The following is a 23232-nucleotide window of genomic DNA, read 5'->3' on the forward strand; positions in this document are numbered from 1 at the left end:
CGAATCGCATTGGTGCTTCGCCCACAAACCCGGGAATCGTGCCGAAACCAGGTGTTTATTCGTCGTCCTCTTCCTTCATGCCCTTGGGCTTGTGATGCGCAATACCCTTGTGGCAGTCGATACAGGTGGATTTGTCGCGCTGCGCCAATTCATGTTGCTTGCGCGCCCGCTGCTTCTGACTGTCGGCATTCATGCCATCGAAACTATGGCAATTGCGGCACTCCCGGGAATCGGACGCCTTCATCCGCTTCCACTCATGTTCAGCCAGCGTCAGGCGCTTGGCCTCGAACTTCTCGGGGGTGTCGATCGTTCCCATGATCTTGCCATACACTTCCTGTGAGGCCTGAATCTTGCGGGCGATCTTGTGCATCCAGTCCTTGGGCACGTGACAATCGGGACAAGTAGCCCGCACCCCCGTGCGATTCGAGTAATGGATGGTCTGCTTGTATTCCTGATAGACGGTATCGTGCATTTCATGGCACGAAATACAGAAATCGAGTGTGTTGGTGGCTTCCATCGCCGTGTTGAAGCCACCCCAGAAAATGATGCCCAATGTGAAGCCAATGGCCAGCAAGGCGCCCAGTGAATAGCGGGACGGCTTGCGCAGTACCGACCAGAAACGCCCGCGTGCTTCGGAGTTGTTGCTCATCTACGTCCCCTTCGACTATCAGTTCCTTGCAAGAGCCTTTGCATTTGAATCCCTATCGATCACGGCCGTGTTGCTCAGCCGTCATTCCCCTGCAACGCATTCATTCTTTTAAAACGACCGGAAGGTCACACCTTCCGGTCGCCGTGCATCAGTCGATCAATAAATGTCGTGCTGAGTGTTGTAGACGTTGAACTTGCCGGTCGGAGTGATCATCTTCGGATCGGTGATCACCTTCTTCACCTTCAGCGTCGCATCGTCATACACCACGATCGCGGACTGGTCGGTCTTGCCACCCCACAAGGAGATCCAGACTTCCTTGCCATCGGCGCTGTATTCCGGATGGACCGCACGCTTGGTGGCCTTGGTTTCCGGCAGACCGGAATCCTTGGCGACGTTGATGATCTTCTTCGGCTTGGACAAGTCCGCCATGTCCCAGACCGCCACGGATTCCGCCAATTCCTTTTCCGGATTCTGCGGGGAATCAGCCCAGAAGTGCCTGGACTTGGGATGGGTCTTGACGAAAAGGTTGCCCGGCACGTGCTTCATCTCCTGGACGACCTTCCAGTTGTACTCCTTGTACTTGGCAAACTTCTTGTCGTCCGAGGGTGTGCTGATCAGGGTCACCACGTCGGCACCCAGATGGCCGGTGGCCCAGACCGGGCCGAACTTCGGATGAACGAAGTTGGCGCCGCGCCCCGGATGGGGGATCTTGGCGGTATCGATCAGGGCAGCCAGCTTGCCGGTCTTGGTATCCACCGCGGCAATCTTGTTGGAGGCGTTGGCGGCGACCAGGAAGTAGCGCTTGGACGCATCCCAACCGCCGTCATGCAGGAACTTGGCGGATTCGATGGTGGTGGTCTTCAGGTTCTTGATGTCGGAATAATCGACCAGCAGGATCTGGCCGGTTTCCTTGATGTTGACCACCCACTCCGGCTTGATCTCGGAAGAAACGATCGAGGCCACGCGCGGCTCGGGGTGGTACTCGCCGTCGACCGTCATGCCACGCGTGCTGACGACCTTGAGCGGCTTCAGGGTGTCGCCATCCATGATCACGTACTGGGGCGGCCAGTAGGAACCCGCAATGGCGTATTTGTCGTCGTAGCCCTTGAACTTGGAGGTATCGACGGAACGGGCATCAAAGCCGACCTTGACCTCGGCGACTACGGCGGGCTTCTCCATCCACAGGTCGATCAGGGACAGGCGGCCGTCGCGGCCGATGACATAAACATAGCGACCGGACTTCGACAGACGCGAGATATGCACGGCGTAGCCGGTCTTGACGATGCTGCGGATATCCTTGGTGTCGCCATCGATCAGGGCCACCTCGCCAGTATCGCGGAGGGTGACAGAGAACATGTTCTTCAGATTGAAGTTGTTCATCTGCTTGGTCGGACGCTTGTCGACCGGCACGATGACCTTCCAGGAATCCATCGTGTCCTTGAAGCTGTACTCGGGCGGCACATCCGGGGTGTTCTGGATGTACTTGGCCATCAGGCTGATTTCATCCTTGGTCAGAATGTCATCGAAGTTCACCATGCCGCCTTCGGTGCCATAGCCGATGATCTTCTCAAGGCGGTTCTGCCCCAGCCTGAGCGTGCCACCTTCCTGGGTGGTGCCGTCCTTGAGTTTCTTGGTCCAGTGGGGCTCCAGGTTCTTGCCGGTGGCCCCCTTGCGCAGCACGCCATGGCAGCCTGCGCAACGCTCGAAATAAATCTTCTTGGCCTGGGCCTTCTCGTCCGCGCTCATGGCCGGCACCTCGGCGGTCTGCTGGGCGAATGCCGAGGCCATGGCCAGGGGCAGTAGGGCGGGAAGTGCGTATTTGAACAACTTTTTCGACATCATCGATCTCCTTGCGTTGAGAGAACAGAACTAACTGAAACCTGCATCAGCGAACAGTTTATGCCGCAGCGCATGATAGAAACCTTGATAATGATCATGCTTTTCGAAGCAACATTACTTTCATCAAGGTCAAACCCAAGGAAATCACTCAGGAATTAACACGCAAATCCTCGCTCATACTTGCCACCTGCTCGTCAGGCGGCGCAATCTAATGGAATGCAAAACAGGGGCTGACAGCCTCCGTTCAGACGCCGCGATACACCGGCTTGCGTTTTTCCAGGAAGGACATGGTACCTTCCTTGGCGTCCAGGGTGGAGGCCACGGCCACGCCGGCCAGTCCCTCGTAGTCGAGAATTTCCTCCAGGGTGCTGACCTGGGACATGTGGATCATGCGCCGCGCCATATCCACCGCCACCGAGGCGCGCTGCGCCAGCATCCTGGCGTACTCGAAGGCGGCGGCATAGGCCTGGCCCTCGGGCACCAGCTCGTCGATCAGGCCCAGGGCCTTGCATTCCTCGGCCTTGAACACCTTGGCCGTCTCGACCATCATCAGGGCGTTGGAGAAACCGACGATGCGGGGCAGGAAATAGGAAGCGCCGCAATCCGGGGCCACGCCGATGTTGGTGAAAATGGCCGCCATCTTGGTCGTGGTGTCGCCGAAGCGACGGTCGCAAGCGATGGAATAGGCCAGGCCGGCACCCACCGCATGGCCCTGGATCGCGACGATCACGGGCTTGTCCACCAGCACCAGCTGACGGGTCACCTCGAAGAACGGACCGCCCGGCGTCTTGCGCTGGGAACGGGGAATCGGGCGGGAAGAATCCGAGGTGCCGGGCATCGGCCGGTCGCTCTCGCCGGAGATGAAGTCCACGTCGCCGCCGGCGCAGAAGGAACGGCCGGCGCCGTGCAACAGGATGGTGCGCACTTCGTCGCGGAAGCGCAGCTTGTGGAGCAGGCCGGAGAGTTCCTCCGCCAGTTCCCAGCTGATCGCGTTCAGCTTGTCGGGGCGGTTCAGGGTGATGACGCCGACGTTGTCTTCAACGCGGAACTGGATGTACTTGAATTCCTCGGCCATGGCCGTTCTCTCCTTTTGTCGCTCTGGTGAAACAACCGGCCCCGCTACTTCGCGGAGCCGGCCACAGTCTCCGACAGCGGCCGCCGGGTACGGCCGCCTTCCTCGTCAACGGAATTGAGGAATGATCTCCTTGTCGTACCACTCGATCCACTCCAGGCACTGCTCGAAGGTCTCCACCTTGGGCGGGCGCACCTGGACCGAGGTGGCGCCCGCCTTCTGCAGGCCCTCGATTTCACGCAGCACGCCGTCGCGGTCGGCAGAGATGTTGGTCTCGCCGTAGGCGACGTGATGATCGTCCTGGGCATAGGCCGTGGTGGTCACCAGGATCTCGAAGCGGTCCGCCTTCTCCTGGTACTCGGGCAGGCTCTTCATGTAGGCGATGCAGTCGGGCAGGTTCTCCGCCGTCACCAGCCAGGGAATCCAGCCGTCGCCCAGTTGCGCGGCACGGCGCATCGCCGGCTTGGAATTGCCGCCGATGAAGATCGGGGGATGGGGCTTCTGCACCGGTTTGGGCTCGATCACCACATCCTTGAACTTGACGAACTCGCCGTCAAAGGACGGCGTATCCGAAGTCCAGGCCTGCTTCAGCACCTGGATGTATTCGTCGGTGATCTTGCCGCGCTGCTCGAAGGGCACGTTGAGGGCCTCGAATTCCTTCTCCAGGTGGCCCACCGCGGTGCCGAGGGTGAAACGGCCGCCGGCAATGAATTCCATGGTAGCGATCTGCTTGGCCAGCAACAGGGGATGGCGATAGGGCAGCGCCAGGATGTAGGTCATCATGTGGATGCGCTGGGTCGCACCCATCAGCACGGCCGCCGCCGAAATCCCCTCGACGAAGCGGGTGCCCATGTGCTGCACCATGTCGTTGGGCATCATCACATGCTCGGGGATGGTCAGCCAGTCCCAGGTCAGGCTGTCGGCCTTCTGGGCAAAACGCAAAATCTCGGCGCTGCCGGATTTCGGTTCCCAAGGCGCCATTGCCGGCGGATAGTTGTCCATCCCGGATGCTGCCAATGCGAATTTCATTTTGGTCTCCTGCGTTTTGAATATTTATGGATTTGCCGGCGGAGCCGGCCGTTGCTGCATTATCTCAGGCTGCCATTCTCAATAGATGATTTTCCGCTCCACCAGCTCCTGGTAGCGCGCCTCCGGCATCCCCAGGATTTCCTTGAACACCCGCTCGTTGTCCTGGCCGATCACCGGACCGGGGCGCACCTCGACCTCGGTCTCGCTGGTCTTCACATAGGCGCCGTAGATGGTCTCCTTGTAGCCCAGCGGATGAGTCACCTCGATGTAGGTTTTGCGCGCCCGGTAATGGGGATCCTGCAGCAGATCGCCGATGTTCAGCACCGGTGCCGCGGCCACGCCGTGGCTTTGCAGCAACTCGGCCAGTTCACGGTCGTCGTACTTGACGGTCCACTCGGCCAGCAGCGCATGCAGCGCGTCGATGTGGGTCAGGCGGTGCTCGAGGGTGGCGAACTCATTCACCTTCAACCACTCGGGATGGCCCAGGGCCTGCATCAGCGCCTGCCATTCCGCGTCGGTGACGACGGCGATGCTGATCCAGCGGTCGTCGCCCTTGCAGGGAAACACGCCATGCGGCGCGGCGCCGCCGACCGGGTGCTCGTTGCTCTTGGGGCCGCCGTTGCGGCCGTTGAGCACGTAGTCCATGTAGGCCGGCCCCACCATCTGCATCACCGCCTCCTGCTGGGAGAAGTCGATGTGCTGCCCCTGTCCGGTATTGCGCCGGTGGTTCAGGGCGGCGAGGACGGCGAAGGCGCCGAAGATGCCGGCGTAAGGGTCGGAATAGGCGTTCTCCACCGGGATCGGGCCGCCGCCCTTGTAGCCCACCAGGCTGTCCAGCCCGGTGGTCGAGGTGAGGCTCAGACCATAGGAGCGCAGATCCTTCTTCGGGCCATAAAGGCCGGCGCCGGGCATCGAGAAAAGGATGATGTCCTCCTTCACGCGGCGCAGATCCTCGTAGCCGAAACCCAGCCGCTCCATCACGCCAGGACCGAAGTTCTCCACCACCACGTCGGACTGGACGACCAGTTCCATCGCCAGGGCCTGGGCCTCGGGTTCCTTCAGGTTCAGGGAAACCGAGCCGTTGCCGGCCCAGCAGGCGTTGTTGGACAGGCTGCGGTTGGGGTCGGGTTTGCCTTCGGCGAAGGGCGGCAGATTGCGGGTCATGTCCACCCGCGCCTTGGATTCGATCTTGAAGACCTCGGCGCCGAGGAAGGCCAGCGTCTGGCCGACCACGGGGCCCGCCCAGACCCAGCCGAAATTCACCACCCGGATACCCTTGAGGGGCAGATTCTTAGCCATGTGCATGCTCCTTGTCCGTACCTACCGGGAATCAAATGACCGCCCGCGCCCGCAGGCCGCGTATCTCGTCCGCGCCCAGCCCCAGGACGCCGCCGTAGACCTCGTCGTTGTGCTGGCCCAGGAGCGGCGCCGGCCGCTCGGGTCCGCCGGGACAGGCCGGCAGCTTGAAGGGCGCGCCCAGGTTCTTCAGCTTGCCCAATTCCGGGTGCTCCATGTCGACGAAATAATCCCGCGCCTTGAGGTGGGGCTCCTCGGCCGCCTCCGCCACGGTATACACCGCGGTGATCGGGCAGCCGGCCGCCTGGCATTTTTCCTGGATTTCCATCTTGGTGTGTTCCATGGTCCATTCCTGGAGGAAGGAATAGATCACATCGGCGTTCTCGGCGCGCGTCTTCATGTTCTGGAAGATGTCCAGGTCGGCCCATTCCGGATCGCCCATCACCTTGCGCAGGCCGTTCCACTGCCCCGGCTCCAGGGCCAGCATCCAGACGTGGCCGTCCTTGCAGGGCATGATCGTGGCGGGCGCGCCCTGGGGCATGCCGACGCCGGTACGCTTGTCGAAGATGCCGTCCTGGGCCAGGCCGCCGATGTTCTGGCCGCCGACGAAGGTGGCGGCGATGGCCTCGGCGCAGGAAACATCCACCTGCTGGCCGCCGCCCACCAGCTCGCGGCCGTAGACCGCCGCCATACCCCAGGTGGCGGCGCTGATGGCGCCGAAGTAGTCGGCGGAGAAGGTGCCGTGCTCCAGGGGCATTCCCCCGGGCCGGCCGCAATAGCGTGAACTGGCGCCGGTCAGGTGGTAGGCGTTGAGGTCGTAGCCGTTCCAGCCGGCGTAGGGACCGGTCTGACCGAACGGCGTGATGGAGATCACCACCAGCTTCGGATTGATCGTGACCAGGCGCTCGTAGTCGAGGCCCCATTCCTTCATCTGCCGCGGCAGGTGGTTCTCGATCAGCACGTCGGCCCATTGCAGCAGGCGCAGGAACAGGGTCCGCCCCTCCTCGCTCGCCACGTCGCAGGTGATGCCGCGCTTGTTGGTGTTATGGAAGAAATACAGCCCGCTCTTCTCGGGGTGGGGAACGTCGCCGGGGAACGGTCCCATGCGGCGCGCCATGTCGCCGCCAGGCGGCTCCACCTTGATCACGTCGGCGCCGTAGTCGGAAAACAGCTTGGCGCAATAGGGCGCTGACACCATCTGGCCGAAATCCACCACCTTGATGCCGGCCAGGGCGCCGGGCCTGCCTGTCTTGTCGGTCATTGCTCCTCCGGGTTTCCCGCGGGAAACGGAATTGTTTTGGGTAACGGGGGTGAAATCCAGCAGCCCCTCGGGGCCTGCGCTGTAATCGCGAACCGAGCCGGTGATCCGCAGGGCCCGCTGAACGATACCGGAATTGTACGAGTAACAGACGCCATCGGGCATGCCGTCCGCCGTGGCGGGATGCTGTTCCACCGGCAGGCTCACGGAGCGCCGCGCCTGGGCGACGAAATAGCCGCGCTGCAAGGCGGTGGCGGCTTCCAGCGCCATGCCGGCGAAAGTCTGCGAGGCCCAGGCGAAAAACCCGCGCATGAAAGGGCGGCCGGCCAGCGCCTCGGGCTGCTCGATGACGTGGGCGCGCACCCGCCATTCATGGACCGTCCGGCCATCGCAATCAATCCGGGCCGCAGTCACGCCGTCCCGCTCGTCATCGACGGCGATCTCGTACAGCCGAGTCAGTCCGGCATCGTCGACGTGCGCCAGGGCCAACACCGTCATGTCGAACAGGTGGGTGCAGTTGTCGCCCGGCACCAGACGCTGACGCAGACTCTGGGCACCGTCGGTCAAGCGATGGCCGACGACACGGCCGATCACCGCCAGCGCCTCGGGACAGGTGGTGAAGGGATGGCGCACCGCCTCCGGTTCCACCGCCGTCACCCGCTCGCCGTCATGGCGCAGGGTCAGGCGGAAGGCATGGTTGCAATCCTCCAGCTCGACCCGGACCTGGTCCGAGCCGGCGTCGAGGCGCAGGCGGCGGCGGAACACGCCTGAGCCATAGTGCGGATTGGGGTTGGGCATGATGAATCCAGCGTCTCCGAAGGCGGCGCGGCGAACCGGTCCCTAATAGCGCAACGGGCGGCCATGGCCGCCCGGTCGCTGCACAAAAGCCCGATCAGACGGTGAAAGGATCGTCGATGGTGCGGGGCGCATCGCTGTCGAGGATGTCGGCGGCGATCAGATCCTCCAGATAGCGGGCATCCCACCAGTTCATCTGATGCTGCTTGGCGCGGCGGTAGAACAGCTGGATGTCGTAGTCCAGGGTGAAGCCGATGCCGCCATGCACCTGCTGCGCCATGTGGGTCACGTCCTTGAATGCCTTGCAGGCGAAGAGCTTGGCCATGGGCGCCAGACGCTGGGTCGACTTGCCCGTGGCACGCGCCCAGGCGGCTTCATACACCAGCACCTTGGCGCCATCGACCACGGCGCTGGCGTCGGCCATGTAGTGGGCCAGGGACTGGAAGGCGCCGATGGGCTTGTTGAACTGTTCGCGGTCCTTGGAGTACTGCACGGTGATCTCCAGGGCGCGCTCGGCGCCGCCGGCCGCCCAGGCGGCCTGCAGGATGATGCCGTCGTACATGGCGGCCTCCCAGGTCTTCCAGCCGCTGCCGGCCGCGCCGATGCGGTCGGCCTCGCTCACGGCGACGTTGTCGAAGCTGACCCGGTACTGGGTGTCGGAGGCCATGGTCTTGTGCTGGTGCAGGGTGACGCCGGCGGCGTTGGTGTCCACCAGGAAGAGATCGACGGCCTCGGTGGCGTCCCCGGTGCGGGCCAGGACGATCAGCTTCCGGGAGGCCTTGGCGTGGAAGACATGGCGCTTGACGCCGTTCAGACGGTAGCCGTCGGCGGTCTTCTCGGCCTTCATCTGCACGCCTTCGGGGCCGAAGCCGTTGTCGGGTTCGAGCCAGGCGATGGAGACGATGGTCTCGCCGCTGCCGATGCCGGGCAGCAGCGCCTGCTGCTGAGCTTCGCTGCCGGCGTTGCGCAGCGCCAGGACGCTCATCACGGAGCTGGCGAAGTAGGGTCCGGGGGCGATGGCGCGGCCCAGCTCCTCGTAGATCACGGCGCAGTCGAGCATGTTGAAGCCCGCGCCGCCCAGGGATTCGGGCAACAGGATGCTGAGGAGGCCGGTTTCGGCCATGTGCTTCCACAGATCATCGGGCACGCCGATCGGATCGTTCTCCAGCTTGCGCACCACGGCCACCGTGCTGTAGTCGGCGCACAGGTTGCGGGTCATGTCGCGCAGGATGTTCTGCTCTTCGGAAAATTTCAGGTCCATGGCACTCGTCTCTAAAATATTTGAAATCGTTTTCGGAACTTCGGATCGCTCTCCACCCCGGCTTCACGCTCAGGGTTTCCAGCGCTCCCCCTTGCGGCTCCACGGGTTGTCGCCGGCATCGCCGGGCAACGCCACCCGCGCCTTGCATTCCGTACACACCTTGCCTTCCACGGATACGGCCAGATCCAGCTCGACCCATTGGCAGCCGGCATCATCCGTGGACACCTTGGTCACCTTGCCCGACATCACCATGTGATCGCCCGGGAAGACGGAGCTGCGCATCTTGAACTTCATCCGCCCCAGGCGTCCTTTCGGTCCCGTCCAGTCGGTGATGTAGCGCTCGAACCAGGCGGAGTTGTTGGGGGTGTTGATGAAGATGTCCCTGACGCCGTTGCGCTTGATGGCGAAGTCGCGGTCATGGTGCATGGGGCGCCAGTCGCGGGTCGCCAGGGCGCCCAGCACCACGGTGGTCGCGGTCACGTCGTGCTCCAGCACGGGCAGCGCGTCGCCCTCATTGACCTCGGTGGCCAGGCGGCTTGCGGTATTCACGCTCATTGTTGCGGCCTCCGGTAACCAAAGCAGTCGTAGGTATCGGTACCCACCCATTCGCCACGCTGGTTGACGACCGTGACGTCGATGACCCAGAAGCGCCCGTGCCCGACCTTGGTGGTCTTGGGTTCGCTGATGGAACGGACCACCTGGTAGGTGGTGAGCACATCGCCCGGACGCACCGGCTCGCCGAATACGCTCTCGCTGCCCGCGATGATCGCCTCGGGCAGGTCCAGCAGGCGCTTCAGGTCGAAGTGGGCCTGCAGCGCCAGTTGCTCGCCCGTGGTGCCCGGCCGCCAGTAATGGGGCCGGAACCAGGCCGACAGCAAGGTCGGCGGAGTGATGGGGCCACCGGTGAGCTCTTCGGCCACCGCGGGTTCCCAGTACAAGGGATTGCCGTTCTGCACCGAGGCGCAGGAAGTGTAGACATAGCCCATCTCGATGGGGAAGGTCGTCTTTTCCTCGTACTGGACTTTGCCGATCAGCGCCGAGACCTCCGGCGGAATTTCCTTGATCTCTACCATGTATCGATCCTTATCAAGACGGCTTGCGGGCTCCCGGGGAACGCCACAAGCCTCCATCGATCACTCGACACTGCCCGACTGACGCAGCGCCGCGATTTCCTCGGCGGAAAAACCACCGGCGGAGAGCACCTCGTCGGTATCGGTGGCCCCCGCGGGGCTGACCTGATGAACCGGCTGATCGCGCTCGCCGCCGGCCAGCACCGGCCCCAATTGCTCGAAGCCGCCCCGCTCGGGGTGATTGGCCCGCATGAAGCAGTGGCGGGAACGCAGATGGGCATCGGCCGTCACTTCGGCAATGCTCAGCACCGGCGCCACGCAGGTATCGCTGCCGGCCAGGATATCCACCCACTCGTCGCGGCTCTTGGTGAGGAAGCGATCCTGGAACGCCTGCTTCATCTCGTCCTGCTTGCCGCTGTCGTACTGGCTGTCGCTGTACTGTTCCAACCCCATCAGGCGGCAGAGGTTCTTGTAGAAATGGCCTTCGATGGCGCCGACCGAAATGTGCTTGCCGTCGCCCGTGGCATAGACGCCGTACCAGGCATATTTGCCGGTCAGCACGCCGTTGTTGGGCTTGGTTTCCTCCCCCACGGCCAGATACTGGTCCAGATACAGCGACATCAGGTTCAGTACGCCATCGGTGATGGAAACGTCCAGGTAGGTGCCCGTCCCGGTCTTGGTGCGACTCACCAGGGCAGCCATGATGCCCATCGCCGCCTGCATGCCGCCGCCGGCGCTGTCCGCCGCCGTGGCGCCGGGAATCGCGGGACGCCCCTGCCCATCGCGGCCGCTGCAACCAAGAAAGCCGCCCACCGCCAGGTAGTTGATGTCATGACCCACCCACTGGGCGTAGGGGCCATCCTGGCCGTAGCCGCTGGTGGAGCAGTAGATCAGCTTGGGATTGATCGCCTTCAGATCCTCGTAACTGACTCCCAGACGCGCCGCCACGCCGGGGCGGTAGCTCTCGATGACCACATCGACGCTCTTGGCCAGGCGCTGGATGACGCCGCGCCCCTCGTCGGTCTTCAGATCCACCCGGATCTTCTGGCAGCCACGCCCCGCGCCGTAGGCGTGGAACACCGGATCGACCTGCTTGCCGCTCTTGGCGGCAACCGGCGCGACCTTGACGATGTTCATGCCGTAGTCGGCCAGGATGCGCGAAGCCCGGGCCGCCGGGCCGACGCTGGCGAGGTCGAGAACGGTAAAGCCTGAAAGGAATGCCATGCCCGTCACCGGATCAGAAGTTGCGGGGCAGGCCCAGGCCGCGGGTGGCGATGATGTTCTTCTGCACTTCGGAAGAACCGCCGCCGACGGTGTCGATCACGCAGTAGGTGTAGCAGCTCTCGGGACGGCCCTTCAACGGCGCATCCTCGGTGCGCAGCGCCAACTGGGCACCGGGGCCGACGATATCCATGGTTGCGTCGGCGACGCGGCGCGACAGTTCCGTCGCGTAGAGCTTGTAGTGGGAAGCCGCCACCGTCGGCGCCTTGTCGCTGTTGATCGCGGTATCGACGAAACGCACACCCAGGAGGCGAGCCACTTCGCACTCGGTAGCCAGTTGGGCGACCTTCTGCCGGATCACCTTGTCGTCCTTCAAGGGCTTGCCGTCCTTCTTGCCGTTCTTGACGAAATCGCACAGCAGTTCGGTACGGCCGCGGATCGGGGAGAAGGTGAACAGCGTGAAGCGCTCGATGTCCAGCGCCTCGGCGATGTACTGGAAGCCCTTGTTGAGCTGGCCGACCACGTAATCGTCGGGGACGAAGACGTTGTCGAAGAACACCGCGTTGGTCCGCTCGCCACCCATGGTGTACATCGGCTGGATGGTCAGGCCGGGGTCGTCCATGCGGATCAGGAACAGGGAGATGCCGTGGTGCTTGGGCGCGTCGGGGTCGGTGCGCGCGCCGACCCAGTACCAGTCGGCGAAGTGGGCCGAGGTGGTGAACACCTTCTGACCGTTCAGCAACCAGCCGCCTTCCTTTTTCTCGGCCTTCAGGCGCATCGCGGCGGAATCGGAGCCGGCGCTGGGCTCGGAATAGCCCACGGCGAATTCGATCTTGGCGTCCAGGATCTGGGGCAGGAATTCCTTTTTCAGCTTCTCGGAACCCACCTTGATCAGGGTCTTGCCGATGATGCCCACGCCCTTGCCGATCTGGGGGGCGCCCACGGAGGACAATTTCTCGTTCAGCAGGTACTCGTAGAAACCTTCACCGTCCTGGCCGCCGTACTCCTTGGGCCAGGTGATGCCCAGCCAGCCGCGCTCGGCGATCTTCTTCATGAAGGCGCGGCGCTCGGGGGTGTCGCACACCTGGGCCATGTTCTCCCGCGTGACATCCATTACATTCGGGTCGTAGTTCGCCTTCAGGAATTCATCCACTTCCCGCAGAAACTGCTTTTCTTTTTCAGAGAATTCAAAATCCATGATTCGCCCCCATCTGGTGAATGTTGCATGACAATCCAGGCCGGCATCGACGCCCTGCCCGCAACGCGGAAAGCTTCCGCGCCGGACCGATTCGTCTCGATTGTAGCGAGGGGATTTCGGGCCACAAGCACAACCGCGACATCTGAATCGGCCTATTAAATATCTGAAAGGGCCAGATTGGACACCACCCCGGCCCTCGCCCGATCAACCCAGCACGCCCTTCTGGCGCACCTCGGCGATCTTGGCATCGTCGTAGCCGAGGGTCTTCTTCAGCACTTCATCGCTATGCTGCCCGACGGTCGGCGCCTTGGCCGGCTCGGGCAGTTCCTCGCCGACGAACTTCACCGGGAAGCCCAGCATGTCGGCGCCGTGCGCCTCGTGATGCATGATCTTGAAACGGTCCTGGAACTGAGGGTCGTCCACGATGTTCCTGGGCGTGTTCACCGGTGCGATCGGCGTGTTGATCTTGACGCTGAAGTCCAGCCACTCCTTGGTGGTTCTGGTCTTGAAGATGTCCCGCAGCACGGCCTGGAGTTCCCGGTTGCCGCGGGCGTGGTCGGCATACTTGGAACCGGGCCACTTCTCGAACAGGTCCATGCGGCCGACGCCCTCGCAGAAGTTCTTCCAGAAGGCCTGCTCCGAGGCCATGAACAGCACGTGACCGTCGGCGGATTCGTAGAGCTGGTAGCGCACGCCTTCCTTCATGCCGGCGGTGGCGACGGGACGGCGCTTCCAGCCGTCGGCCTTGTTGCCGGTCACCACGTCCTCGGGACGGGCATAGGCCATGTAGCTCTCGCTGCGGTACCAGTCGAAGGCGGCAGCGGCATCGGATTGGGCCAGTTCCATGAAGCAGCCCTCGCCGCTTTCGCGGGCGCGGATCACCGCCGCCAGCACCGCCAGGCCGCCGAACAGGGGCGCGGCGTTGATGCCGATCCCGACGTGTTCGGGGATGTAGCAGAAGCCCTCTTCGTCATAGGCCGGCATCACGGCGCCGGACCAGGTGTCGTAGGCGATGCCGTGGGAGGGCATGTCGCGGTAGGGGCCGGTCATGCCGTAGCCGGAAACGGTGATGAAGACGAGCTTGGGATTAACCTTCTTCAGTTCCTCGTAGCCCAGCCCGTACTTGGCCAGGGCGCCCGGCTTGGAAGCCTCGATCACCACGTCGGCGTCCTTCACCAGATCCTTGTAGATCTGCTGGGCCTCGGGCTTCTTCAGGTCGAGGGTGAGGCTCTTCTTGCCCCGGTTGAGGTGGTAGTGCATCAAGGACACGCCCTCGATGATGGGCCAGGTCATTTCGCGGATGTAGTCTCCGGAGGGCGTCTCCACCTTGATGATGTCCGCCCCCAGATCGGCGAAGGCGGTTGTGATGGCGGCCGGCCCCAGGATGGAGCTTTCGATGATGCGCAGGCCAGCAAGCGGTGGGCGTTGATTACTCATGTCGGCGATCTTCGTGGTTGGGTTGATGGGGCGGGCGGTCCGTCATTTCCCCGCTGCGGGACGGCGTCCGCAGGGTCCATGCGGCGTCTCCCGGAACCGTCAGTGTAAGCCAGCCGTCCGAGGTGGACCCCACTTCTGAATCGGACGTTTATGAGTCAAATCAGGTCAGCCTTGGGCGCCTCCCGGCTGTTCGCGGCGCACCGGACCGGACAAAAACAAGGGGAGCGCAAGCGCTCCCCTCGGTCATTGCAGCCCAGACGCAGGCCTACTTCTTGGTACGCTTGACGGGTTCGATGCCGGTCAGGCGGGCCAGGTTCAAGCCCAGGATGTTGGCCTTGTCCTTTTCCGTCAGTTGCTGGTAGCCCCAGTTCTTCTGCAGTTCCTCGGGCATTTCCAGGTCGGCGATGTAATCCACCACCCGGCCCAGGTGATCGAACGGCAGGTCGAAGCCCAGCACGATCTTCTCGGAGTCCATCCACTGCAAGGCCGTGCCAATGGTGTGGTAGCCCCGGTACGGCGCCCGCTGGTACCAGCCGATCACGCCCGACAGGCTCATGTAGAGGTTCTTGTGCTTGCCGCACAGACCGATCAGTTCCTCCGAATTCGGCCAGCCGGCGTGATAGGCGATCACCTTCAATTCGGGGAAGGCCAGCATGATGTCGTCCAGCTGGCGCACTTCGCAGTGGGAGCCCGGCTGGGGACAGACGTAGGCGGCGCCGGTGTGCATGGTCAGGGGCACGCCCAGTTCGCAGGCCTTCTCATAGAACGGCCACATGCGGCGGTCGTTCAGGGGACCGATGTCCTCGGGCGCGTACACCTTGCACAGCTTGGCGCCCCGTTCCTTCACCAGGTATTCCAGTTCCCAGTTGGCGTGCTCGATGCCGCGACGCATGACCGGGCCCACGTTGGCTTCCAGGTACATCCGATCGGGATAGGGCTCGATCTGCTGCATCATGAAGCCGTTGGTGGACATGGAGACCACGCCACCGGTGATGTCCATCATCGGCTCGCGCAGGCAGAAGGCCACGTCCACGTCGTACATGTCCATGTACTTCATCAAGGGAGCGGCCAGGGGCTCGGGCCAATCGCTGTCCAGGTCCACGTTGGCCCACGCCTTCAGCACACCGTTGACGCTGCTGTGCCAGTGGGCCATGCCAGGGTAGTAACCGATCTCGCTCATGGTCTGAAGATTCATGAAGTGGAACTCGGTCATTGCAATGAAATAATCGGGACGACTCATCTTTGCTCCTCTCTTCTTGGTTTGTGGTCACGGCTTCAAATCCGCTTCCGTCGGGGTGTTGCTGCAATTTCCAGGGGCCGGTCAGCGGCCCCTTCTCATGCCACTCAATGCGCCTCCAGCCCCGTCACGCGGATGCCGGCGTGGCAGTTGTACTGCTTATTGACGAAAATCAGCACCGAGGTCATGGCTTCGACGGCGGCCGCGTTGGCGATGCTTCCGGCATGAAATCCGCGCATGCCGGCCGCTTCCACCAGCTTGATCACCTCGGCCCGCGCCTCCTTGGAATCGCCGCAGACCAGCACGTCGCACTCGAGGCCCTGGCCTTCCTGCAAGTGATGGGCCGCCACGTTCTGGAAGGCCGACACCACGCGCACATTGTCGCCCAGCAGTTCCTGGGCGATCTGGCCGGCGGAACCCTGGAGCGGCAGTTGCACCCGGGCCACCTTGGGCGGCACCAGAGGCACCGTCACGTCGATCAGAATCTTGCCTTGCAGCGCTTCCTTCACCGACTCCAGCGTGCCGGTCTGGTGACTGAAAGGCACCGTCATCGCCACGATGTCGGCGGCCCGGGCAGCGGCCAGATTGTCCATGGCCTTGACCTGCACGGCGGCAACGCCGCGCTCGGCCATGGTCTTCTTCAGGTCGGCGGCGGCGGCTTCGGCCTTGTCCTGGGTGCGCGAGCCGATGATCACCTCGTAGCCGGCCTGGGCCCAGCGCCGTGCCAGACCGGTGCCCAGATCGCCCGTGCCGCCGAGAATCGCGATGACGGGCTTCTTGTCTTCACTCATGGAATTTCCTTTATGGATTGGAACACGGCGGCGGAATCAGCGGCCGGTGTAGTTGGGCTTGCGCTTCTCGGCGAAGGCGCGGGGCCCTTCCTTGGCGTCCTCGGACTGGAAGACGCGCGCCGACATGGTCTTCTCCAGCACGAACTTGGGCTCGTTGTTGAGCGCACGCACCGCGATCTCCTTGGCGGTGCGCACCGCCAAGGGGCCGTTCTGGCAGATCTTCTCGGCCCAGGCCAAGGCCTCGTCCAAAAGCTTGTCGGCGGGCACGATCTTGTTGATCAGGCCGATGTCGTAGGCGCGCTTGGCATCGATGTTGTTGCCCGTCAGCAGCAGCTCCATCGCCACCGCCCAGGGAATCTGCTGCGGCAGGCGGATGTGGGTGCCGCCCGCCGGCACCACGCCCCAGCGCACTTCACCCAGGCCGAAGATGGCGTTCTCGGCGGCGATGCGGATGTCCATGCCCTGCAGAAACTCCAGGCCGCCGGCGATGCAGACGCCATTGACCGCGGCGATGATGGGCTTGTAGATGTTCTGGAACGGGCGCTTGGCCGGATCCTCGTAGCCCATCGAATCGCCCCCGGCGATGGCCGGCAGGGCGTCCTTCAGGTCCATGCCGGCGCAGAATGCCTTCTGGCCGGCGCCGGTGATCACCGCCACCCACAGATCGGGATCGGCGTTGAAGTCGTCGAACGCCGCATCCATGCCGATCAGCATCTCCTTGGTGAAGGAGTTCATCGCCTCGGGGCGGTTGATGGTCATCAGGGCGATACGGCCCCGCTTCTCGTAGGTAAAGGTGGGCGGCAGGGTCAGTGCCATGGCTTTCGTCCTCTCTCGTTGTTTGTCTTCGAATCAGGCCCGGCGGAAATAAGGCAGGGTCACGTCTGCGGTCACGGCCTTGAAGTTTACCTGGACCGGCATGCCGATTTTCAGTTCCTCGGGCGGGCAATCGACCATCTGGGTCAAAACGCGAACACCCTCTTCCATCTCCACCACCACCGGCGCATAGGGCGCCGCATCGCCGAAGGCCGGATGCAGCGCGCGCGCCACCACGGTCCAGGTGAAGATCGTGCCCTTGCCGCTGGAACGCACCCACTCCCAGTCGAAGGAGGTGCATTGAGCGCAGATCTCCCGCGGCACGTGGCGGAAAGTGCCGCAGCACTTGCAGCGCTGGAAGCGCAGTTCGCCCTGGCGGCACCAGTCGTAGAACTCCTTGCTCAGGCCTTCCATCGCCGGCAGGGGCTTGTCGTAGCTCATCTCTGTCATTTCCATTCCTCCTCAGCGCCGCAGGATGGCGATGCTGCCATCGCCGAAGTCGCCCCAACCGGTGACGACGCCGATCTCGGCGCCCTTCACTTGCCGCTCGCCGGCCTCGCCGCGCAACTGGCGCACGGCTTCCACCACATGGCCGATGCCCAGGGTATGGGCGTGCGACAGGAGGCCGCCGTGGGTGTTCACCGGCAGGCGCCCGCCCAGCTCGATGCCGCCGTTCTCGACGAAGGCGCCGCCCTCGCCGCGCTTGCAGAAACCGGCTTCCTCCAGCTGCTGGATCACCTCGAAGGTGAAGCAGTCGTAGATCTGCGCGAAGTCCGCGTCGACCGGGGTGATGCCCGCCATGCGGAACGCCTCGGGCGCCGCATTGGTGAGGCCGGTGCGATGGAATTCGGGACGGTTGGTGATCTCGTCCGCCGGATAGGGCTGGCCCGCGGCCGCGCCCATGATGTAGATGGGTTTCTGCTTCAGGTCCCGCGCGCGTTCGACGCTGGTGACGATGAAGGCCGCCGCGCCGTCCGTCTCGACGCAGCAGTCGAGAAGCCGGTAGGGGTCGGCGATCATCGGCGAGGCCAGATAGTCGGCCATGGTCAACGGCTTGCCATGCATCAGCGCGGTCGGATTCAACTGGGCGTGCTTGCGCATCGCCAGCGCCACCGCACCCAACTGCTCATGGGTGGTACCGTATTCATGCATGTGGCGCCGCGCCATCAGGGCGTACCACTGGGGCGGCGCGGTGAGGCCGAAGGGCATGTAGTAATCGCGGGCGATCCGGGCGCCGGGAATGGCGTCGGGATCGTTGACCGAGGTCTCCCGCACCCGCGCCCCGGAGAAGCCGTTCCAACCCGCCGGCACCATCACGTAATCGGCCACGCCGGTCGCTACCGCCATCGCCGCGGCGCGGATCGAGGCTGTGGGGGCGGCGCCGCCCATGTTCAGGGTGGCGGCGAAGCGCAGATTGGTGCAACCCAGGTTGGCGGCGAAGGCCTCGGCCTTGCCAAGGTTGGGAAAGGGCATGATGCCGTCGATCTGGGATGCCTTGAGTCCGGCATCCGCCAGGGCGGCCACCGCCGCCTTGAGCTGGATACCCATCTCGGAAAGCCCGGAACCGGGTTTGCGGCAGACCGGAGTGTCCCCGATGCCGACGATACAGGCCTTGTCTTTCAACATACTCGCTCCGTTATTCAGTTCTCGTCCTGCGGTAATCTCCGCATCAGTCCTTCTTGCGCTCGGCCTGCAACTGCTCATACTCGGCGAGCAACTGCTGGCGCATGTCGGCCTCCTTCTGGCGGATGGACCAGAACTCGGCCTTGCGCTTCTCGACGAAGGCCGCGCCGCCTTCCTTGCCCTCGGGCATGTCGAACCAGTCCGGATACAGCGCCGCCGACGTCACGCACGATTCCTTGTAGCCGTCCATCTCCTGGTCGAACGCCGCCTTCAGCACCTCCAGGCAGCCCGGGCTCACCGACAGCATCTCCTCGCACCACTGGTCGACTTCCTGCTCCAGCTGCTCCAGCGGCACCACGGTGTTGATCAGCCCCATCGCCAGCGCCTCCGGCGCCTTGTACTTGCGGCACAGCATCCACATCTCGCGCGCCTTCTTCGCCCCCACCACCTTGGTCAGGTAGGGCACGAAGAAACCGTCCGCCGGCGACGACACCCGCGGGCCCGCCTGGCCGAAGATCGCGTTGTCCGCCGCGATCGTGAAGTCGCAGCAGTACGCCATGTGGTTGTGCCCGGCGATGCAGTAGCCCTGCACCTGGGCGATGATCGGCTTCCTCGACATGCGCATCAGCCGGTTGTGCGGATAGCGGTTGTAGAAGGCTTCCCGCAGGCCCCAGCGCTCCCAGTCCACGTCGCCGCCGGCGCCGAAGTGCTTGCCCTTGGCCGCCACCACGATCACCCCGATCGAGGGGTCGTGGTTCGCGTCGTAGAACGCCCGGAACATCTCATCCACCGTGGACAAGGTCAGGGTGTTCATCTTCTCCGGCTTGTTCAGGCTGATCCGCGCCACCCCGCCGCCCAGGCCCTGGTGGTGCTTCTTCTCGTAAATGATCTCCTTGAAGTTGTCCAGGCCCTCGCCCGTCACTCCGCTCCACACTGTCCAGCTCATGTTCTTCCTCTATCGGTTTTTCTTTGAATCGGGTTGGGTAAGCATGCAATCACCCTCACCCCTAGCCCCTCTCCCGCGGGCGGGAAAGGGGAACTTCGTGCGCCGCGGCGCGGCGCTCAGGAACACACTCAGGGGATGGCGCCCTTGGCCTTCAGGGCCTCGATTTCCTCCCATTCGTAGCCCAGCAGTTCCATCATCAGGATTTCGGTGTCCTGGCCCAGTTGCGGCCCCAGGCTGTTGATCTCGCCCGGCGTCTTCGACAGGGTCACCGGCAGGCCGCGCACCTCCACTTCGCGCTGCACTTCCTCGCAGTAGGCTTTCATGAAGTACCGGTTCTGCCACGCCTGTTCGTCCTTGATCACGTCGGCCAGGTTGTTGATCGGGCTGGCGATCAGGTCTTCGGCCTGCAGGGCCGCCATCAGGGATCCATGGTCGAATTTGAGGGTGTGGGCCTCGATCACTTCGATCAGCGCCTCGTTGTGCCGGCGCCGGCCCTCCGCCGTGGCGAAGCGGCTGTCCTTGCCCAGGTCGTCCGCCTTCAGCGCCCGGCACAGGGCGGCGAAGCGCACGTCTTCGTTCTTCTCGCACAGGTACACCCATTTGCCGGCGGTGGGGTAGAGGTTCCACAGGGGGTTCTCCACTTCCTTGCGCGAGTGCTGCAGGGCGGCCTCCGGGTGGCCGGCGAGGAAGGATTGCAGGTAGGGCGCCGCCAGGTACAGTTGCGCGCCGTACAGCGACGCGTCCAGGCTCTGGCCCTGGCCGGTGCGCTTCCGCTGGTACAGCGCCAGCAGGATGCCCAGGGCGGACATGATGCCGCCGTAGGCGTCGCCCGAGCCCATGCCCAGGTAGATGGGGGGCTGGCCCGGTTCGCCCAGCCGCGCCATGGCGCCGGTCAGGGCCTGCACGGTCATGTCGAAGGAGGGCTTGGAGACGCCGCCGAAGCGGCCGTAGCCGGTGTTGGTGGCGTAGATCAGGCTGGGGTTGATCGACGACAGTTTCTCGTAGGACAGGCCCCAGCCGTTCAGCATTTCCGGCGCCAGGTTGGAGAGGAAGACGTCGGATTTCTCCACCAGCCGGTAGAGGATTTCCTGGCCTTCGGGTTTCTTCAGGTCGATGGCGATGCTTTTCTTGTTACGGTTGATCACCAGGAAGTATTGGTTCCAGTCGCCCACTTCCAGGGATTTGATGCTGCGCACGCCGCGCCCCTGGTCGCCGCCCTGGGGCCGTTCGACCTTGATCACGTCGGCGCCGAAGTCGGCCAGGTATTGGGCCGAGACGGGGCCCTGGAACCAGACGGTCAGGTCGATGACGCGGATGCCGTCCAATGCTTTCTTTGCCATGTGCTGTGTTCCTCCCGACTCAGGCGACGACGCCGGCGGACGTCAGTTGGTAGATGGCGTCTTCGCTGTAGCCCAGGACTTCGCTCAGCACCTGGGCGCTGTGCTGGCCGAGGGCCGGCGCCAGTTTCTCCAGCCGCGCCGGGCTTGCGCTCATGAAGATGGGGAAGCCCAGGGTTTTGATTTTGCCGTGGCTGGGGTGCTCCAGTTCGAGGATGTAGCGGTTGGCTTTCACCTGCGGGTCGTTGGCCGGGTAGTCGAACTGTTCGATGACGTCGGCCGACATCTGGTTGTCCATGAAGGCCTGGCGCCAGTAGGCGCCGCTTTGCTTCTGGAAGGCCCGCTCCAGTTCCTGGATCAGGGCCAGGCGGTTGATCTCGGTGCGCTTGTCGTGGGTGTCGAAGCGCGGGTCGTCCGATGCGATGCCCATCATGGCGGAGAACACCGGCCACCAGCGGTCGGTGTCGGGCATGGTCAGGGTCACCCAGCGGCCGTCGGCGCTGGGGTACATGGCGCCGGACATGGGGTTGGAGACGTCCAGGCGCGAGATGGGGTTCAGGAGGCGCTCGCCCTTGCCGATGGCGAGGAAGGCCTGGAGGTCGAGGGCGGCGCCGTACATGTTGGCGCCGAACAGGGAGACGTCGACTTCCTGGCCTTCGCCGCTGTCGAGGCGGTGGGTGAGCGCGGTGACGACGCCGAAGGCGAGCATGACGGCGGCGTGCATGGCGCCGGCGCCGGTATACACGGGCGGCTGGCCGGGCTGTTGCAGGATGGGCATCATGCCGGTGCGCGCCGCCGCCAACTCGTCGATGGCCGGCAGGTCGGCGTCCGGCCCGACGGGGCCGAAGCCGGAGAGCCGGCCGTAGATGATGTCGCCGCGCTGCGCGGCGACTTTGGCGTAGTCCAGTCCCAGGGCGGCCAGTTCGTCCCGCTGCCAGTCGGTGACGATGACGTCGGCCTTGGCCAGCAGTTCCCGCAGCAGGGCCTGGCCCCGCTCGCTCCTCGGCTCGAGCGCCAGGCTCTCCTTGTTGCGGTGGATCAGGTCGGCTTCGTGGTTCCAGCCCGGCGGCGTTTCGGTTTGCGGCGGGGCAGCAAATGGCAACAGGTCCAGGCGTATCACCCGCGCGCCAAAATCCGCCAGGAAGGCGGACGACAGGGCGCTGCAGAATTGCCGGGTCAGGTCCAGGACGATGACGTCTTCTAGCGCACGGCTCATGGGCTCTCCTCTCAGAGGCGGTGCCGCGTATGCCCTAGCCTCTGCTCTCAGGTCAACTCAGGGGCCGACTCGGGGGGCCTCTCCGGTCGACTCGGTTTCATGCTCCAAAACAGCTCCAAAGAATAAACCCACCTCCCCTCCATCACAATCAACCCACACTCCCCTACACGATGCATTTCCGGACACCTCGGTCTCTTTTAGGGACGAACAACCATGACGTGTTTGCATCCTGGCTCAGCATACCGGCGCAGGACAAGTTGCTCCGAAACCCGTGCTGCCGAGGGGGTGCTCCTCGTGCGACACGAAAGCAGCGCAAAAGCAAAAAGGCCACTCCGAAGAGTGGCCTTTTTGCTTGAAACTAATTGGTCGGGGCGGCGGGATTCGAACTCGCGACCCCTTGCACCCCATGCAAGTGCGCTACCAGGCTGCGCTACGCCCCGACAGGCTGCGCATTATATCAGAGCTTCCGGAAAATAGCGCAGCTGCAGAAGCTAAACGCGCAACAACTCGATGATCTGCTCCAGCTCATTGCGCAGGGACAGCGCATCAACGGCAGGCTTCGATTCGGCCCGCGATGCCTCCGCCTCGCCCAGGCGGTTGCGTGCACCGCTGATGGTGAATCCCTCTTCGTACAGCAACTGCCGGATACGGCGCACCAGCAGAACTTCGTGGTGCTGGTAATAGCGCCGGTTGCCGCGCCGCTTCACCGGTTTCAACTGGGTGAATTCCTGCTCCCAGTAGCGCAGCACATGGGGCTTGACGCCGCACAGCTCGCTCACTTCACCGATGGTGAAGTAACGTTTGGCAGGGATGGGTGGAAGCTCCACCCGTTCAGGCGGCGTTGCCATTCTTGTCGGACTCCACCGCGCTCTTGAGCTTCTGGCTGGCATGGAAGGTCACGACGCGGCGTGCGGTGATGGGAATCTCCTCGCCGGTCTTGGGGTTGCGCCCCGGGCGCTGCGGTTTGTCCCGCAGCTGGAAGTTGCCGAAGCCGGACAACTTGACGCCGTCCCCGACCTCCAGCGCATTCCGCACTTCCTCAAAAAATGCCTCGACCATATCCTTGGCCTCGCGCTTGTTGAGGCCCACTTTTTCGAACAGCAGATCGGCCAACTCCGCCTTCGTTAACGTCATTCCCATCCCC

Annotated in this window: 22 protein-coding genes and 1 tRNA gene; all 23 read right to left on the minus strand. The window is 63.7% G+C overall.

The window, feature by feature from the left end; translation table 11 throughout:
• Positions 1–55: 55 nt before the first annotated feature.
• The 23 genes from B9N43_RS08045 to B9N43_RS08155 all read right to left on the minus strand — a co-directional run bounded on the left by B9N43_RS08045 (position 56) and on the right by B9N43_RS08155 (position 23222).
• Entirely contained in the window at positions 56–649 is a 594-nt protein-coding gene (locus B9N43_RS08045; protein ID WP_145841757.1) for a NapC/NirT family cytochrome c, read from the minus strand.
• Positions 650–805: 156 nt separating this feature from the next.
• Positions 806–2488 carry a cytochrome D1 domain-containing protein gene (locus B9N43_RS08050; RefSeq protein WP_186454032.1) on the minus strand — a complete coding sequence of 561 codons (1683 nt, stop codon included), beginning with the start codon at positions 2486–2488 and terminating at the stop codon, positions 806–808.
• Positions 2489–2732: 244 nt separating this feature from the next.
• Positions 2733–3563 carry an enoyl-CoA hydratase/isomerase family protein gene (locus B9N43_RS08055; protein ID WP_145841759.1) on the minus strand — a complete coding sequence of 277 codons (831 nt, stop codon included), beginning with the start codon at positions 3561–3563 and terminating at the stop codon, positions 2733–2735.
• 105 nt (positions 3564–3668) lie between these two features.
• Complete coding sequence (locus tag B9N43_RS08060; protein WP_145841760.1) at positions 3669–4589, minus strand: TIGR03619 family F420-dependent LLM class oxidoreductase; 921 nt, start codon at positions 4587–4589, stop codon at positions 3669–3671.
• Between the two features lie 78 nt (positions 4590–4667).
• Positions 4668–5888 (minus strand): CaiB/BaiF CoA transferase family protein, encoded by a 1221-nt coding sequence (locus B9N43_RS08065; RefSeq protein ID WP_186454033.1) that lies wholly within the window; start codon positions 5886–5888, stop codon positions 4668–4670.
• 31 nt (positions 5889–5919) lie between these two features.
• A complete protein-coding gene (locus B9N43_RS08070; RefSeq protein WP_145841762.1) occupies positions 5920–7941 on the minus strand; it encodes a CoA transferase in 2022 nt (673 codons plus the stop codon).
• A gap of 94 nt (positions 7942–8035) precedes the next feature.
• A complete protein-coding gene (locus tag B9N43_RS08075; protein WP_145841763.1) occupies positions 8036–9199 on the minus strand; it encodes an acyl-CoA dehydrogenase family protein in 1164 nt (387 codons plus the stop codon).
• A 69-nt stretch (positions 9200–9268) separates the two neighbouring features.
• Positions 9269–9754, minus strand: a complete 486-nt coding sequence (locus tag B9N43_RS08080) for a MaoC/PaaZ C-terminal domain-containing protein (RefSeq protein WP_145841764.1) — start codon at positions 9752–9754, stop codon at positions 9269–9271.
• Complete coding sequence (locus tag B9N43_RS08085; protein WP_145841765.1) at positions 9751–10272, minus strand: MaoC family dehydratase N-terminal domain-containing protein; 522 nt, start codon at positions 10270–10272, stop codon at positions 9751–9753. Before B9N43_RS08085 ends, B9N43_RS08080 begins: the two co-directional genes overlap by 4 nt.
• Before the next feature lie 60 nt (positions 10273–10332).
• The gene (locus tag B9N43_RS08090) at positions 10333–11493 is read right to left on the minus strand and encodes a CaiB/BaiF CoA transferase family protein (protein WP_145841766.1); all 1161 of its coding nucleotides are present in this window, start codon (positions 11491–11493) and stop codon (positions 10333–10335) included.
• A 13-nt stretch (positions 11494–11506) separates the two neighbouring features.
• On the minus strand, positions 11507–12688 hold the full coding sequence (locus B9N43_RS08095; protein ID WP_145841767.1) for an acyl-CoA dehydrogenase family protein: 1182 nt from the start codon (positions 12686–12688) through the stop codon (positions 11507–11509).
• Between the two features lie 204 nt (positions 12689–12892).
• Positions 12893–14125: a CaiB/BaiF CoA transferase family protein gene (locus B9N43_RS08100; protein ID WP_145841768.1), complete on the minus strand. Its 1233-nt coding sequence runs from the start codon at positions 14123–14125 to the stop codon at positions 12893–12895.
• Positions 14126–14390: 265 nt separating this feature from the next.
• On the minus strand, positions 14391–15365 hold the full coding sequence (locus B9N43_RS08105; RefSeq protein ID WP_145841769.1) for an amidohydrolase family protein: 975 nt from the start codon (positions 15363–15365) through the stop codon (positions 14391–14393).
• Between the two features lie 104 nt (positions 15366–15469).
• The gene (gene npdG, locus B9N43_RS08110; RefSeq protein WP_145841770.1) at positions 15470–16153 is read right to left on the minus strand and encodes an NADPH-dependent F420 reductase; all 684 of its coding nucleotides are present in this window, start codon (positions 16151–16153) and stop codon (positions 15470–15472) included.
• A gap of 36 nt (positions 16154–16189) precedes the next feature.
• Positions 16190–16969 carry an enoyl-CoA hydratase-related protein gene (locus B9N43_RS08115; RefSeq protein ID WP_145841771.1) on the minus strand — a complete coding sequence of 260 codons (780 nt, stop codon included), beginning with the start codon at positions 16967–16969 and terminating at the stop codon, positions 16190–16192.
• A gap of 33 nt (positions 16970–17002) precedes the next feature.
• Positions 17003–17416, minus strand: coding sequence for a Zn-ribbon domain-containing OB-fold protein (locus B9N43_RS08120; RefSeq protein WP_186454034.1), 414 nt, complete (start codon positions 17414–17416; stop codon positions 17003–17005).
• A 12-nt stretch (positions 17417–17428) separates the two neighbouring features.
• Positions 17429–18592 (minus strand): thiolase C-terminal domain-containing protein, encoded by a 1164-nt coding sequence (locus tag B9N43_RS08125; protein ID WP_145841773.1) that lies wholly within the window; start codon positions 18590–18592, stop codon positions 17429–17431.
• Positions 18593–18635: 43 nt separating this feature from the next.
• Positions 18636–19535 carry an enoyl-CoA hydratase-related protein gene (locus tag B9N43_RS08130; protein ID WP_145841774.1) on the minus strand — a complete coding sequence of 300 codons (900 nt, stop codon included), beginning with the start codon at positions 19533–19535 and terminating at the stop codon, positions 18636–18638.
• A 128-nt stretch (positions 19536–19663) separates the two neighbouring features.
• Positions 19664–20875 (minus strand): CaiB/BaiF CoA transferase family protein, encoded by a 1212-nt coding sequence (locus tag B9N43_RS08135; RefSeq protein WP_145840652.1) that lies wholly within the window; start codon positions 20873–20875, stop codon positions 19664–19666.
• A 19-nt stretch (positions 20876–20894) separates the two neighbouring features.
• Positions 20895–22088 (minus strand): CaiB/BaiF CoA transferase family protein, encoded by a 1194-nt coding sequence (locus B9N43_RS08140; protein WP_145840653.1) that lies wholly within the window; start codon positions 22086–22088, stop codon positions 20895–20897.
• Positions 22089–22451: 363 nt separating this feature from the next.
• A tRNA-Pro gene (locus B9N43_RS08145) sits at positions 22452–22528 on the minus strand.
• A gap of 51 nt (positions 22529–22579) precedes the next feature.
• Positions 22580–22936 (minus strand): MerR family transcriptional regulator, encoded by a 357-nt coding sequence (locus B9N43_RS08150; protein WP_145841775.1) that lies wholly within the window; start codon positions 22934–22936, stop codon positions 22580–22582.
• Positions 22920–23222: an integration host factor subunit alpha gene (locus tag B9N43_RS08155; protein ID WP_145841776.1), complete on the minus strand. Its 303-nt coding sequence runs from the start codon at positions 23220–23222 to the stop codon at positions 22920–22922. The genes B9N43_RS08150 and B9N43_RS08155 overlap by 17 nt, the downstream gene beginning before the upstream one ends.
• Positions 23223–23232: the final 10 nt, after the last annotated feature.

It is taken from the genome of Denitratisoma sp. DHT3 (genome assembly GCF_007833355.1).
Classification (GTDB): Bacteria; Pseudomonadota; Gammaproteobacteria; order Burkholderiales; family Rhodocyclaceae; genus Denitratisoma.

Coding starts and splice junctions, on each gene's coding strand:
- B9N43_RS08120 (WP_186454034.1), bottom strand. CDS start 17,416: ATGACAGAGATGAGCTACGACAAGCCCCTGCCGGCGATGGAAGGCCTG.
- B9N43_RS08080 (WP_145841764.1), bottom strand. CDS start 9,754: ATGAGCGTGAATACCGCAAGCCGCCTGGCCACCGAGGTCAATGAGGGC.
- B9N43_RS08070 (WP_145841762.1), bottom strand. CDS start 7,941: ATGCCCAACCCCAATCCGCACTATGGCTCAGGCGTGTTCCGCCGCCGC.
- B9N43_RS08125 (WP_145841773.1), bottom strand. CDS start 18,592: ATGTTGAAAGACAAGGCCTGTATCGTCGGCATCGGGGACACTCCGGTC.
- npdG (WP_145841770.1), bottom strand. CDS start 16,153: ATGAGTGAAGACAAGAAGCCCGTCATCGCGATTCTCGGCGGCACGGGC.
- B9N43_RS08130 (WP_145841774.1), bottom strand. CDS start 19,535: ATGAGCTGGACAGTGTGGAGCGGAGTGACGGGCGAGGGCCTGGACAAC.
- B9N43_RS08100 (WP_145841768.1), bottom strand. CDS start 14,125: ATGAGTAATCAACGCCCACCGCTTGCTGGCCTGCGCATCATCGAAAGC.
- B9N43_RS08045 (WP_145841757.1), bottom strand. CDS start 649: ATGAGCAACAACTCCGAAGCACGCGGGCGTTTCTGGTCGGTACTGCGC.
- B9N43_RS08050 (WP_186454032.1), bottom strand. CDS start 2,488: ATGTCGAAAAAGTTGTTCAAATACGCACTTCCCGCCCTACTGCCCCTG.
- B9N43_RS08085 (WP_145841765.1), bottom strand. CDS start 10,272: ATGGTAGAGATCAAGGAAATTCCGCCGGAGGTCTCGGCGCTGATCGGC.
- B9N43_RS08140 (WP_145840653.1), bottom strand. CDS start 22,088: ATGAGCCGTGCGCTAGAAGACGTCATCGTCCTGGACCTGACCCGGCAA.
- B9N43_RS08055 (WP_145841759.1), bottom strand. CDS start 3,563: ATGGCCGAGGAATTCAAGTACATCCAGTTCCGCGTTGAAGACAACGTC.
- B9N43_RS08135 (WP_145840652.1), bottom strand. CDS start 20,875: ATGGCAAAGAAAGCATTGGACGGCATCCGCGTCATCGACCTGACCGTC.
- B9N43_RS08090 (WP_145841766.1), bottom strand. CDS start 11,493: ATGGCATTCCTTTCAGGCTTTACCGTTCTCGACCTCGCCAGCGTCGGC.
- B9N43_RS08150 (WP_145841775.1), bottom strand. CDS start 22,936: ATGGCAACGCCGCCTGAACGGGTGGAGCTTCCACCCATCCCTGCCAAA.
- B9N43_RS08155 (WP_145841776.1), bottom strand. CDS start 23,222: ATGACGTTAACGAAGGCGGAGTTGGCCGATCTGCTGTTCGAAAAAGTG.
- B9N43_RS08060 (WP_145841760.1), bottom strand. CDS start 4,589: ATGAAATTCGCATTGGCAGCATCCGGGATGGACAACTATCCGCCGGCA.
- B9N43_RS08065 (WP_186454033.1), bottom strand. CDS start 5,888: ATGGCTAAGAATCTGCCCCTCAAGGGTATCCGGGTGGTGAATTTCGGC.
- B9N43_RS08075 (WP_145841763.1), bottom strand. CDS start 9,199: ATGGACCTGAAATTTTCCGAAGAGCAGAACATCCTGCGCGACATGACC.
- B9N43_RS08115 (WP_145841771.1), bottom strand. CDS start 16,969: ATGGCACTGACCCTGCCGCCCACCTTTACCTACGAGAAGCGGGGCCGT.
- B9N43_RS08095 (WP_145841767.1), bottom strand. CDS start 12,688: ATGGATTTTGAATTCTCTGAAAAAGAAAAGCAGTTTCTGCGGGAAGTG.
- B9N43_RS08105 (WP_145841769.1), bottom strand. CDS start 15,365: ATGAGTCGTCCCGATTATTTCATTGCAATGACCGAGTTCCACTTCATG.